Source organism: Nocardia sp. NPDC055321 (genome assembly GCF_053645575.1).
In genome coordinates, this window is the sequence record NZ_JBSHMS010000012.1 from 79115 (window position 1) to 91852 (window position 12738).

At 70.7% G+C, this 12738-nt stretch carries 12 protein-coding genes; 5 read left to right on the forward strand and 7 right to left on the reverse strand.

The window, feature by feature from the left end; translation table 11 throughout:
- Window positions 1-50 precede the first annotated feature (50 nt).
- On the forward strand, window positions 51-1499 hold the full coding sequence (locus tag ACWIGI_RS20385) for a pentapeptide repeat-containing protein (protein ID WP_454203979.1): 1449 nt from the start codon (window positions 51-53) through the stop codon (window positions 1497-1499).
- A gap of 71 nt (window positions 1500-1570) precedes the next feature.
- On the opposite strand, the gene ACWIGI_RS20390 is transcribed toward ACWIGI_RS20385, so the two are convergent.
- Window positions 1571-2668, reverse strand: a complete 1098-nt coding sequence (locus ACWIGI_RS20390; protein ID WP_454203980.1) for a PQQ-dependent sugar dehydrogenase — start codon at window positions 2666-2668, stop codon at window positions 1571-1573.
- Between the two features lie 346 nt (window positions 2669-3014).
- Between ACWIGI_RS20390 and ACWIGI_RS20395 the strand changes: the two genes are divergently transcribed.
- A complete protein-coding gene (locus ACWIGI_RS20395) occupies window positions 3015-3785 on the forward strand; it encodes a hypothetical protein (protein WP_454203981.1) in 771 nt (256 codons plus the stop codon).
- 16 nt (window positions 3786-3801) lie between these two features.
- Here ACWIGI_RS20395 and ACWIGI_RS20400 read toward each other — a convergent pair whose 3' ends face one another.
- Window positions 3802-4464, reverse strand: coding sequence for a class I SAM-dependent methyltransferase (locus ACWIGI_RS20400; RefSeq protein WP_454203982.1), 663 nt, complete (start codon window positions 4462-4464; stop codon window positions 3802-3804).
- Window positions 4465-4560: 96 nt separating this feature from the next.
- On the opposite strand from ACWIGI_RS20400, the gene ACWIGI_RS20405 reads away from it, so the two are divergent.
- The gene (locus ACWIGI_RS20405) at window positions 4561-5676 is read left to right on the forward strand and encodes an alcohol dehydrogenase catalytic domain-containing protein (RefSeq protein WP_454203983.1); all 1116 of its coding nucleotides are present in this window, start codon (window positions 4561-4563) and stop codon (window positions 5674-5676) included.
- Window positions 5677-5764: 88 nt separating this feature from the next.
- Here the strand turns inward: ACWIGI_RS20405 and ACWIGI_RS20410 are convergent, their stop codons facing one another.
- Window positions 5765-7330 carry an esterase-like activity of phytase family protein gene (locus tag ACWIGI_RS20410; protein WP_454203984.1) on the reverse strand — a complete coding sequence of 522 codons (1566 nt, stop codon included), beginning with the start codon at window positions 7328-7330 and terminating at the stop codon, window positions 5765-5767.
- Window positions 7331-7510: 180 nt separating this feature from the next.
- Here ACWIGI_RS20410 and dapB point away from each other — a divergent pair, with 180 nt between their 5' ends.
- Together dapB and ACWIGI_RS20420 are read left to right on the forward strand one after the other, a co-directional pair.
- Complete coding sequence (gene dapB, locus ACWIGI_RS20415; RefSeq protein ID WP_454203985.1) at window positions 7511-8266, forward strand: 4-hydroxy-tetrahydrodipicolinate reductase; 756 nt, start codon at window positions 7511-7513, stop codon at window positions 8264-8266.
- A 62-nt stretch (window positions 8267-8328) separates the two neighbouring features.
- Window positions 8329-8778 carry a hypothetical protein gene (locus tag ACWIGI_RS20420; protein ID WP_454204159.1) on the forward strand — a complete coding sequence of 150 codons (450 nt, stop codon included), beginning with the start codon at window positions 8329-8331 and terminating at the stop codon, window positions 8776-8778.
- Between the two features lie 45 nt (window positions 8779-8823).
- Here ACWIGI_RS20420 and puuE read toward each other — a convergent pair whose 3' ends face one another.
- The 4 genes from puuE to ACWIGI_RS20440 are packed head-to-tail and all read right to left on the reverse strand — an operon-like array spanning window position 8824 to window position 12735.
- Window positions 8824-9708 (reverse strand): allantoinase PuuE, encoded by an 885-nt coding sequence (gene puuE / locus ACWIGI_RS20425; RefSeq protein ID WP_454204160.1) that lies wholly within the window; start codon window positions 9706-9708, stop codon window positions 8824-8826.
- Between the two features lie 29 nt (window positions 9709-9737).
- Complete coding sequence (gene alc / locus ACWIGI_RS20430) at window positions 9738-10781, reverse strand: allantoicase (RefSeq protein ID WP_454203986.1); 1044 nt, start codon at window positions 10779-10781, stop codon at window positions 9738-9740.
- Entirely contained in the window at window positions 10778-11992 is a 1215-nt protein-coding gene (locus ACWIGI_RS20435; RefSeq protein WP_454203987.1) for a DUF6986 family protein, read from the reverse strand. Before ACWIGI_RS20435 ends, alc begins: the two co-directional genes overlap by 4 nt.
- Window positions 11989-12735: an aspartate/glutamate racemase family protein gene (locus tag ACWIGI_RS20440; protein ID WP_454204161.1), complete on the reverse strand. Its 747-nt coding sequence runs from the start codon at window positions 12733-12735 to the stop codon at window positions 11989-11991. The genes ACWIGI_RS20435 and ACWIGI_RS20440 overlap by 4 nt, the downstream gene beginning before the upstream one ends.
- Between the last annotated feature and the right edge of the window lie 3 nt (window positions 12736-12738).

Consider the following 12738-nt stretch of genomic DNA (forward strand, 5'->3'; position numbering starts at 1 on the left):
CCGATCGCTATCCTACCGCTATGCGGTGGTGGGCGAGGTTCGGTGGGTGGGTGAGCCGGACGGTCAATCGGTCGGCGCTGTTGTTCTCGGTGCTGGCCGCGATAGTGGCCGCGGTGGCCCTGCTCGGCGGCACCTGGTGGCTGCTGTGGAACCTGCTCGGCGCGCGGGACGAGACGCCGAATCAGGTGGAGCTCACCAAGATCGCGCTCGCCATCGCCGCCGGTATCGGGTTCGCGGTGGCGCTCGTGGTGGCGTATCGGCGGCAGCGCGATCTCGAACGCGGGCGCTTCGCGGACCTGTTCGGCGCCGCGGCCAAGCAACTGGGTGATTCCGATGTGGCCGTGCGCATCGCCGGGGTCTACGCGATGGCCGGGGTGGCCGACGAGTTCTCCCAGCGGGGCAGGCGCCAGCAGTGCGTCGACGTGCTGTGCGGGTATCTGCGGCTGCCGTACGCGCCGGACGAGGGCATCAGCCACCTGGTGTCCAAATCCCAGCGCATCGAGGATTCCGGGACCGCGGTGGAGCGGGTCTACCACTTCCGGCAGAACGACAGGCAGGTGCGTGACACGATCGTGCGGGTGATCGCGGACCGGATCCGGCGCAGCGCCGAGAGTTCGTGGTCCACCTGTGATTTCGACTTCTCCGACGCCGTGTTCGAGAACGCCGACTTCTCCGATGCCGTGTTCGCGGGCCGCAGCACCCGATTCACCAATGCCGGATTCACCGGGTCGCGCGTCACCAGCTTCGAGCGGGCGCGGTTCCTGGGAGCGCGGGTCACCTTCCGCGGGGCCATGTTCCGCGGTTCGGAGACCACCTTCGAGCACGCGGTGTTCGCCCACACCCATATCGCCGGATCCGAACGCGACAGCGCCGGAACGACCTTCATCGACGCCACCTTCGGTGGTTCGGTCACCTTCGACAACGCCGTCTTCGGCGGTGGGCGCACCGCCTTCACCGGCGCCCGGTTCGCCGGGGAGCGCACCGGTTTCGCCGGCGCGGAGTTCACCGCCGATCTGACCTCCTTCGAGCGCTGCATGTTCGACGGCGACCGCGTGACCTTCACCAGCGCCGAATTCACCGGCCCGCGTACGAGTTTCATCGCCACCCGGTTCTTCGCCGAGGCCACCGCGTTCGACTGCGCGCAACTCGGCGCGAAGTCCCGGTGGCGGGCCGGGCGCACCCGCGAGGTGTCCTTCGCCCGCGCCGAGCTGCACGGGCGCATCTCCTTCGCCGACGCGGTGCTGGGCGGGCGCGCGGTGGTCTTCACCGGCGGCGACTTCTTCGGCGAGATCTCCTTCCGCCGTGCGGTCTTCGAGGCCAAGGACATCAGCTTCGAACGACCCAAGGCGTGGGTCGGCGTGCAGGTCGACTGGGCCGGAAATCCGGGCGCGAAACCCGTCAACGTGCGGCCCGAGCAGTGGCCGCCGCCGCTGGCAGACACCCCCGCGGTGACGGCGGGCGCGGCGGCGAAGCTCGAGAAGGCGGAGTCCGCGGGCTGATCGTGCCGCCTGGGTGGCCGGGACGACGTGCGGCGAACCGGGCCGTGCGGCAGCCGAACTCGGCCGGGAGCTCAGCGGGCGGGGAAGCGGAGCAGTCGATCGTCTCCGGCGCGCGCGTCGCCGCGGCCGTCATGATTGGACGTGCCCAGCCACAGCGCGCCGTCCGGTGCGACGGCGACCGCGCGCAGCCGCCCGTAGCGATCGTCGAACCAGGCGCGCGGTTCACCGGTCCGCCCGTCGGTCAGCGGGACCGCCCAGAGCCGTTCCCCGCGTAATCCCGCCACGTACAGCGTGTTTCCGGCGATGGCGATACCGGAGGGGGAGGCGTCGGCCGGTTTCCACACCACCACCGGGTCGGTGAAGCGGCCGTCCCGGGTATCGCCGCGACCCTCCACCACGGGCCACCCGTAGTTGCGCCCGGGTTCGATCAGGTTGATCTCGTCGAAGGCGTTGCGCCCGAACTCGGCTGCGAACAACCGCCCGTCGCGATCCCACGCCAGCCCCTGCACGTTGCGATGCCCGAGGCTGTACACCGGTGATCCCGGGGTCGGATTCCCCGGGGCGGGCGCTCCGTCCGGGGTGAGCCGCAGGATCTTCCCGTCCGGATTCCCGGCGTCCTGGGATCGCTCGGCCTCGGCCGCGTCCCCGGTGCCCGCGTACAGCATCCCGTCCGGCCCGAACGCTATGCGACCCCCATTGTGATTGGATGCCTTGGCGATTCCGCTGAAGATCACCTCCGGCTGCCCGTCGAGCCGGAACCGCACGATGCGATTGTCCTCGGCCGCGGTGAAATACGCGTACAGGTACCCGTCCCGAGCGTAGTCCGGCGACACCGCCAGCCCCATGAGCCCGCCCTCACCCGCCGCCTCGACCCCCGGCACCTGGTACACCTGCTCCGGCGCGGCCCCGGTCACCACCCGCAGGATCCGCCCCGAATCCCGCTCGCTGACCAGCGCGGTCCCGTCCGGCAGAAACGCCAGCCCCCAGGGCGTCTCGAGCCCCTGCGCGATCTCCTGCCCGGCCTCCAGGTCCACGCTCCCCGCGGGCACGCTCGTCGCCGTGGTGACCGCGGTGGCCGCCGGTGGCGGCGACTCGTCCTCGGTACCGCAGCCGGCGGCCACCGCCAGCACCACCAATCCGGTCGCAAGTCGTGCGGGAACACCACCCATATCCCCATCCTCCGCGAAAACCGGCGCGAATGCCGCACGTGCCACGCGCGCCGCCCCGATACCGTGCCGTCGTTGCCCCGGCGGCTCCGAGGTCGTCGAACCGCGCCGGTGCCGATGACAGGCGCTATCCGAGCGGCCCGGGGTGGGCGGTGGCCACTCACGACCGGGCGCCACCGGCGTGGACTTCACCGCGACTTCTTTCTCGAGCCGCCCCGCTCGGATACCGCTCGGCTACAACCGGTTCGGGGTTCGTCACATTGCCCCGGTTCGGGAGGTGCGATAGCTTGCAGGCGCAGCGGGATGGAAAATTGTAGGCGATTCCACGTGTGGGGTGGGGAGTTTCGACGTGCAATCTGTGCTGATATGCACGGCCGTGGCGCTGTTGTGCGCGGCGGCCACCGGGGGCGGGTGGGCGATCGCGCGGGTGCGCCGGTCCGGGGGAGGCTCCGGGGCGCGGCGCGCGCTGTTCGTGGCGCGGGTGCTGGCGCCCGCCATGGCCGTGGTGGGCTGGGTGGTGTTGATCGCCACCATGATTCCGGTTCTCGGCCCGCCGACCGGCGACACCGTCGCGGGCACGGCCGTGCCCGCCGCGCCGGGGCTGATTCCGGCGGCGGCCGTCACGACCCCGACGAGTACGAAACCCGTTGCCCCCGATCCGATGTCACTGTTGAAGCCGGGGGACTGTGTCGAGGTGCCGATGGAGCGCACCACCGACGCGCAGGGCCGCACCGCGTGGCAGCCCGGCAGTCCCGTGCAGGCGGACTGCAACACGGTGGACGCGAATTACCGTGTCCTGCAGACCGGTCCGGGCGCGTGCACCGATCCGCTCTACAAACTCGAGTCCAGCCGCCGCGACCGCTCCGGCAATCTGATCTACCACCTGTGCCTCGGCTTCGACTGGCGCGCCGGATTCTGCTACGACACGGCCGACATGGACGAGCCCGCCAAGGTGGCGTGCGGCACCCAGGGCGCCAACGTCGTGCGGGTCACCGCCGTGCTGACCGACACGACCAGCGGCGCGAACTGCCCGCGCGACGATCAGGGCGCGGTCTGGGTCGTCTGGGACAAGCGCCGCATGACCGTGTGCTTCCGCGGCTCGGACACACCGGGCCACTGAACGCCCGGAGTTCGACTCACGCGGACCGCAGGCGGCCCACCGTGATCACGTCCGGGATCAGCCATTCCGGCATCGGCCGGCTCACCTTGCGCTGATCGACCACCTCGAATCCGGCGTCCCCCAGCAGCTTCCGGGTCTCACGCGGGGAGGGCGCGTGCGCGGGGAACAGCGGACTGCGGGTCAGGCGCTGGATCGGCCGCGCGGCGGGCGCGGCCGGATGCATCGTCGCGATGGCGATCAATCCGCCCGGCACCAGCACCCGCGCGAACTCGCGCAGCGCCACCGGATGATCGAAGAAGTGGAAAGCGCTGGTGGAGACGATCGCGTCGAGTTCGCCGGCCCCGAGCGGCAGCTTCTCCGCCGCCGCGGTGCGCCAGTGCACCGCCGCGGAGCGGGCCCTGGCCTGGTCGAGCATGCCGGTGGAGGCGTCGACCCCGTAGACCACCTCGGGGTGCAGTTCGCGGGCGATCCGCGCGGTGAGAATGCCGGTGCCGCAACCGATGTCGGCGATCCGTCGCGATCCGGACGCGCGCAGTTCGGTGATCACCTGATCCTGCGGCGGCAGATACACCGCGCGTTGCAGGGCGGCGGTGTCGTAGGCGCGGGCGACGTTGCCGAAGAACCGGGTCACCACGCTGTTGAGGCCGCGGTTGCCCGCGGTGTGGGACGTGCTGTTCATGGGTGCTCCTATCCGGTCCCATCGAAGCAGATTCTCGACTGTCTGGGAAGGTTCATCCGCTGCGTATCCGCGGGCCCGTGGAGTAGCGTCTGGCGCATGAGGATTCGTGGGGCCGTACTGGAACGAATCGGGCAGGCTGCGCCCTTTGCGAAGTCGAAGCCGATCAGCGTGAGCGAACTCGACCTGGGTGATCCCGGTCCCGGCGAACTGCTGGTGCGCATCGAGGCCGCCGGTCTGTGCCACTCGGACCTGTCCGTGGTGGACGGCAATCGGGTGCGCCCGGTTCCCATGCTGCTCGGGCACGAGGCCGCCGGCCGGGTCGAGGCGGTCGGCGATCCGGAGAGCGACATCGCCGTCGGTCAGCGCGTGGTCATGACCTTCCTGCCGCGCTGCGGGGAGTGCTCGGGCTGCATGAGCGAGGGCCGCACGCCCTGCCTGCCGGGCAGCATGTCCAACAACGCCGGTGAACTGCTCGGCGGCGGTCGCCGCCTGCTGCGCGACGGCGAGCCGGTGCACCACCACCTGGGCGTCTCCGCCTTCGCGACCCACGCCGTGGTCGACCGCCGCTCGGTGGTCCCGGTGGACGACGACGTCCCCGCCGACGTCGCCGCGGTGCTCGGCTGCGCGGTGCTGACCGGCGGTGGGGCACTGCTGAATTCGGCGAAGCCCGGCCCCGCGGACCGCATCATGGTGGTCGGGCTGGGCGGGGTCGGCATGGCCGCGGTGCTGGTGGCCGCCGCCCTGCGCGAGGGCACCGGCCGCGAGGTCATCGCGGTGGACACCGTGGGCGACAAGCTCAAGGCCGCCCTCGAACTGGGCGCGAGCGAGTCCTACACCCCGGCCGAGGTCGCCGAGCAGGGCATCACGGCCGAGGTCGTGATCGAAGCCGCGGGCAACGTGCGCGCGTTCGAGACCGCGGTGAACGCCACCGCGCCCGGCGGCACCACGGTCACCGTCGGACTGCCAGCGCCGGACGCGCGGGCCAGTATCTCCCCGCTGGCGTTGGTGGCGCAGGGCCGGTCCATCATCGGCAGCTACCTGGGTTCCGCGGTGCCCGATCGCGATATTCCGGAGTACGTGCGCCTGTGGCGCGAGGGCAAACTCCCGGTCGAGCGCCTGATCTCCGCGCGCATCCGGCTCGAGGACATCAACGGGGCCATGGACGACCTGGCCGCGGGTCACGCCCTGCGTCAGGTCATCATGTTCGACTGAACACCGCCGCCGGGCAGCGATCGCGTTCGGCGCGATCGCTGCCCGCCCGGTCGTGGCCGGCCGGTGGTCCGGCGTGACCCGCGGTGGTTCAGCGCACCTCGATGCTGATGGTCGCGGTCTGCGTCCGCGCCGGCAGCTTGCCGGTGTCCACCAGCAGAATCTCACCCGAATCCTGCACCCCGTTGGGCAGCGTCTTGGCCTCGAGCCCGTACGGCGGCTTGTCACCGGTGGAGCCGCCGAGCCCGAAGTCGCTGTCGTTGGCGATGTACAGGGTCTTCCCGCCGTCGGTGGTGGCCACGCCCTCGATCTTGTCGTGGCCGAAGAACTTCCCGTCGGGGTTCAGTCCCGACAGCAGCGCCGACAGGTCGAGATTCGACTTCTTGGCGACCGCGGTGATCCCGGCCTTCTGCAGCGCGGCGATGCCGTCGGCGGTCGGGACCGCGCCCACGTAGGTCTCCAGGGCCTTGTCGTCGATCACCAGTCCCCGCGCCGGATCGTACTGTGCCCCCGGCACCTTCGAGTCCGGCCCGACATCGGTGGCGCCGGTGATGTCGACGGTCCACAGCTTCTTGTTCGCCTTCGGCGCCTTGTTGCCGTCCCGCTCGTCGACCAGGAAGACGGTGTTGCTCAGCGCGGTGATCTCCGAGACCGCCAGCTTCTCCTTGGGATCGTGCAGCGGGTACACGAATTCCTTGACCGCCTTGGTCTTCAGGTCGACCGTCACGATGCGGGTCATCGGCACCTCGCGCGCAGAGGTCAGCCCCGGGGTGGTGAGCCCGCTCTGCACGATGCCGACCAGGGTGCTGCCGTCGGGGGTGACGGTCAGGCCCTCCATGCCCTGGTTGGGGGTGCGCAGCGACAGTTCCTTCGGCAGTCCGCGCCCGGGGGACAGCCGCTCGAGTTCCACGCCTTTGGCATCGAAATGCACCAGGAACGGCCCGTATTCGTCCGAGACCCAGAAGGTGCCGTCGGCCAGGGCGACCAGGCCCTCGCTGTCGATGCCGTGATCGGTGGGCGCGAGGGCGTTGCCGTTCAGATCGCGCATGGTCTCGCCGGTGTCGGCGGACAGGTCGACCAGGCCGTTGAAGGGCTGCCCGGCCGGATTCTTCAGCGGGATGGTCGATTCCACCGTGGCCCGCGTCCCCGAGAGCTTCAGCTTGGCGATGGTCGGCGTGAAATCCGGTGTGACGGCCAGCTTCTCGTTCTTGCCCTTGCCGTCCACGTTGGGTCCGCGGTCGGTGAGCCCGTAGAACTCGTCCGTGGACCCGGGCACCGGGACGAACGCCGAGCCGAAGGCGCTGCCCTGCACGGTGACCCCGCCGAACTGGCCCAGCGGCGCGATATCGGTGGTGAACAGCCGTACCGCGTCGGTGGTGGTGACGGTGATGCTGTCGCTTCCGGTGTACCCGGCGGCCGGGGTGTAGACCAGCGCGCCGTCGGTGCGGCGGGTCAGGCTGCCGTGCTGCGGATCGGCGAGCGCGACGGCCGCGCTGCCGCCGGTCTTGCCGAGCAGCTCGTCCAGGGAGATCACCAGCGGCTGATCCTTGGCGGCGGTGAAGTCGGCCCCGGCGTCGGCGGAGCAGCCGGCGGTGACGGCGGCGGCGCACACGGCGGCTGCCACGAGCGCGGTACGGGTATTACGGCGAATTCTCACCCGCGATGCCTATCGCGCCGAATCGTCCGCCAGTTGACCGCACGCTGAACAGTTGCCCGCACCCCGGGAGTGACACCGGTCATGCCGGTCAAGGGGGTCCGACCGCACCGGACGCCGGGAGGATAGGCTCGATCGGCACCCGTGTGGGTGCGCAGGCGATGTAGGTGAAGAGGAGACCAGGTGACCACGAACCGGATCCGGGTGGGTGTGCTCGGGGCGCGCGGCAAGGTCGGGCAGGCTATCTGCGCCGGTGTCGAGGCGGCCGCCGATCTGGAGCTCGTGGCCCAGGTCGACAAGGACGACGCGCTGGCGGCGTTCGTCGAATCCGGCACCCAGGTCGTCGTCGACTTCACCCACCCCGACGTGGTGATGCCCAACCTGAAGTTCCTGGTGGAGAACGGCATTCACGCCGTGGTCGGCACCACCGGCTTCGATGCCGACCGCCTCGAGCAGGTGCGCGGCTGGCTCGCGGGCCGGCCCGAGACCGGCGTGCTCATCGCCCCCAACTTCGCGATCGGCGCGGTGCTGTCCATGCGCTTCGCCGAACAGGCTGCCCGATGGTTCGACTCGGTCGAGGTCATCGAACTGCACCACCCCAACAAGGCCGACGCGCCGTCCGGCACCGCCTTCCGCACCGCCGGCATCATCGCCGCGGCCCGGGAGAAGGCCGGGGTCGGCCGCAGCCCCGACGCCACCAGCCAGGAACTCGAGGGCGCGCGCGGCGCGGATGTGGACGGTGTGCGCGTGCACTCGGTTCGCCTGGCCGGGCTGGTCGCGCACCAGGAGGTGCTGTTCGGCACCCAGGGCGAGACCCTCACCATTCGCCACGACTCCATGGACCGCACCTCGTTCGTGCCCGGCGTGCTGCTGGGCGTGCGCAAGATCTCGCTGCTGCCCGGTCTGACGGTGGGCATCGATCCGCTGCTCGACCTGTGAGCGCCGCCGACCCGAAGAAAGTCAACCGGGACGTCCTCAAGGTCGTCGCGTTCATCGGCGTCATGGCGCTGGTCCTGGTCTTCTACTTCCTGAGCCTGGGCCACCGCGCGATCTTCCTGCTGACCACCGACGACGAGCAGTACAACGGGATCATCTTCCGGGTCGTCGGCGTCGGCATCCTGATCCTGCCGTTCGTCGGGCTCTGGGCGCTGTCCTCCACGCTGCGCGCGGCCTGGGACCACCAGCGCCTGGCCCGGCGCGCCCGCGAGGAGGGCTTCGAGGTCGACGTGTCGGACCTGCCGCGCCGCCCGTCGGGCCGGCTCGAACGCGCCGCCGCCGATCAGCTCTTCGAGACGGTCAAGACCGAGTTCGAGGCCGATCCCGACAACTGGCGCACCAACTATCGCGCCGCCCGCGCCTACGACTACGCGGGCGACCGCACCCGCGCCCGCGAGATCATGCGCCGGGCGGTCGACCTCGAACGCGCGGAACGCACCGCCGCGCAATCCTGAGGGCGATCGCCCGCCGCCGAGTCACTCGGCGGCGGGCGATCCTCGTCAGCGCGGCGGATGCGTGCTGCGCCAGTGGTCGGCGATGTCGATCCGCCGGGTCAGCCACACGCCCTCGTGGGAGCGCACGTAGTCCAGGAAGCGGGCCAGCGACGCTGCGCGCGCGGGCTTGCCGACGATGCGGCAGTGCAACCCGACCGACAGCATCTTGGGCGCGCCGGCCACCCCCTCGGCGTACAGCACGTCGAAGGCGTCGCGCAGGTATGCGAAGAATTCCTCGCCGTTGGCGAAGCCCGCGGGGGAGGCGAAGCGCATGTCGTTGGTCTCCAGGGTGTACGGAATCACCAGGTGATCGGTGTCCGCGACGCGCACCCAGTAGGGCAGATCGTCGGCGTATGAGTCCGAGTCGTAGGCGAAGCCGCCGTGCGCGACGAGCAATTCACGCGTGTACGGCGAATCGCGGCCGGTATACCAGCCGCGCGGCGGCGCGCCGAACAGCCGGGTGATGATGGCGACGGCCTCCGCCATGTGCGCGCGCTCGGTGTCGGGATCGCTCATCTGATAGGAGATCCAGCGCAGCCCGTGACAGGCGATCTCGTGCCCCAGGCGCTGAAAAGCCGCCACCACCTCGGGATTGCGCTCCAGGGCGCGCGCGACCCCGAAGATCGTCAGCGGGATGTCGCGCTCTTCGAACAGCCGCAGCACCCGCCAGACCCCGGCCCGCGAACCGTACTCGTAGATCGTCTCCATGGACTGGTGCCGATTCGGAAACGCCTGGGCGGGAACGATATCGGAGAGGAAGGTCTCCGAGCCCGTGTCGCCGTCGAGCACATTGTTCTCCCCGCCCTCCTCGTAGTTGAGGACGAAGTTCACCGCGATGTTCGCGTTGCCGGGCCAGTGCGGATGCGGGGGATTCGGGCCGTACCCGACCATGTCCCGAGGGTAGTCGAGATCGAAATCGCTCACCGGTGTCCCTCCTGTCCGTCCGCGAAGTACTGCGCGCGCAGGCGATCTCGCGCGTCGGCGGTGAGATTCCCGATCAGCCGCAGGCGCGCCAGCCCGCCGTCGGGGAAGGCGTCCAGGCGCACCGCGGTGACCGGCGTCGCCGGCTCGATCGCGAAGCGATGCCGGGTGTCGGGCTGCAGGGCGGTGCGCGGCAACAGTTCCACTTCGGCCCCGTCGGCCGTGATTCCGGTCAGCGCGGCTGCCCCGGGACTGTTGAACAGGAAGTACGAGGTGTCGATCTCGGCCAGGGTGAGAACGCCCGCCCCGGCCAGGCGCACCAGCACCCAGTCGTTGCTGTCGCGGTCGCGCCGCCGCGCGGTCTCCCAGCCCTCGCCCATACTGCGTGCCGGACCGGGCATGAGCAGTTGCTGCGGATGCGAGTAGAACCGATTCGAGCAGTCCTGCACGAGACCGCCGTGCTCGAGCGCCGCCAGGTCGAAGGGGCCCGAATCCAGCAGCAGCGGATCGGGTGTCGCGATGCCGTGCACCCGCAGCCGGGCGACGCCGCCGTCGGGGAAGATACGCAGGCGCACGTGGGTCCAGCGCCGGGCGGACTCGACCGGGAACGGATTGCGGACATCACCGAGCACCTCGGAGCGTTCCACGATGGTGGTCCAGTCGGTGCGCGCGGCCAATTCGTCGGCGGACGGATAGCCCTGCACCGCAAGAGCTTCCACCGATATCTCGGGGGGATAGTTGCCCTTGAACCACGCGGTGTCCACCACGATCCCGTGAATGATCCCCGGCACGCCCAGTCGCACGATCGCGGTGTCACAGTCGGACTTCGCGGGGGCGGCCCCGTCCGCGCCGCGCCGCCGCCGGGTCTCCCACCCGTCGTACACCTGGCCCTTGTGCCCGAAGGTCGCGGGCGCGTAGGTGGATTCCTGTGCCCGGACGAGATTCTCCTTCTCCGCGAACGATTCGTCGTTCGCCCACACCACCGCACCGCCCAGGGTGCGGACCGCCAAATCGGGTAGCAGCGTGAAGTCAGCGTCGCTCATAGCGCGGGAATCTTCCTCTCTCGCAATTGATGTAGTACCTCGACGGTGGCCGCCGGCGTGCGCGCGGTGACCTCCCCGGCCTCGAACGCGCCGCAGTCCAGCCCGCGCAGCACGACGGTGGCGAGCGCCTGCGCGGTGGCGGGCTCGTCGACGACCGCGCCGCCCTGGCGGTCCAGGTAGCGCCCGATCCGGGGCGCGGCCGCCTCCAGCGCGGTGCGATAGAAGCCGATGGTGGCCAGCCACCGGGTGACGAGATGTCCGGCCCCCATGTCCCAGCCCTGGTAGTAGCCCCGCTCGAGGGAGCGGGTGACCAGGCGGTAGTGCCGCGCCAGCGCCTCGCGCACCTGCACCTCCGAACCGATCGGCAGCACCTGGGTGGATCCGTCGCACACCCACACCCCGGTCTGCGCGGCCGCGGCCTGCATGACGGCCTTGGCGTGATCGGCGACGGGATGCTCGAGCGTCTGGAACTGCGGCGAGATTCCGCACGCGGCGCTGTAATCGTAAGTGCCGTAGTGCAATCCGGTACACCGCCCGGCGGAGAGCGCGATGGCCCGCGCCACCGTGGCGGTGCCGTCGGCGGCCACCACCGCCTGCGGGCTCTCGATCTGCAGTTCGAAGCGCAGCGACCGCTCCGGCAGCCCGTGCGCCGATTCCATGGCCTGGCACAGCAGCACGGCCGCCTCGGCCTGTTCGGCGGCGCGAATCTTGGGCAGGGTGAACACGAACCCCGGCGGCACGCCGCCCGCGCCCTCGAGCACCTTCTCCAGGGTGCGGACCATACGCCCCCATTCCCCGGGCGTCAGTCCCTTGGTGCGGATTCCGCGCGAGCGGACCTGCTCGGGCAGCGCGGCCAGTATCGCGCCCGCCCGCAGCGCGTCGCTGTCCTCGGTCTCGTCCGCCCGGGTGCCGTAGCCGTCCTCGAAATCCAGCCGCAGATCCTGAATCGGCCGGGTGCGCAGCACCGTCCGGGTGCGCGCCAGCGCGTCGGCCCCGCCCAGTTCGGTGAGCAGTTCGCCGTGGCCGTCGGCCAGCGCGCTCGCCTGCGCGCCCCAGCGCGCCGGCAGCTCGGCGTCGGCGTCCGCCGCGCTCACGTACACGGTGTGCACGGGCTGCCCCGCCCGGTCGCCCGGATACCGTTGCGTCAGTTCGGCATCGATGGCGCGGACCCGGGTCTCGAGATTGCCCAGCACGTACGATGGCACACTCACGCCGGCAGCTCCTTGTCCTGGGTGGAGAACTCCGTCAGCAACCCGGTATACCTTTTGGGCGGCGGCGCGGCGTATTCGCCGCGCCCGGATTTGCGCAACCCCATGGTGATCAGCGACTGCGCGGTCAGGGTGGCGGCCGCGACCCCGTCCACCACCGGGACCCCGATCTCGCGGCTCAGGTACTCGCACAGATCCGCCATACCCGCGCAACCGAGCACGATCGCGTCAGAGTCGTCGACGTGCACCGCCTCCCGGCAGGCGTCCGCGATCACCGTGCGCGCCTTGGGATCCTCCAGCTCCAGCACCGGGATCTCGCACGCGTGGATGCCCAGGCAGAAGCGGGCCATCCCGTAGCGCTCGGCCAGTTCCGCCGCCCGCCCTCGGGTCCGGGACAGGGTGGTGACCACGCTGAACCCGCGCCCCAGATGACTGGCGGCCTGCATGGCCGCCTCCGCGATGCCGATCACCGGCCCGCGCGCCGCCTCGCGCGCCGCGTCCAGGCCCGGATCGCCGAAACACGAGATGACGTAGCCGTCCACGCCCTCGGCCTCACCGCGCGCGATCTCCGCGAGCAGTCCCGGCACCGCCAGCGCCTCGTCGTAGTGGCTCTCGATCGAGACCGGGCCCATGGTGGGATTGACGCCCTCGACCACGGTGCCCGGTGCGGCGACCGCACGCGCCGCCGCGGCGGCCATGACTGTCATGGCCGCCGTGGTATTGGGATTGATCACTCGAATTCGGATGTG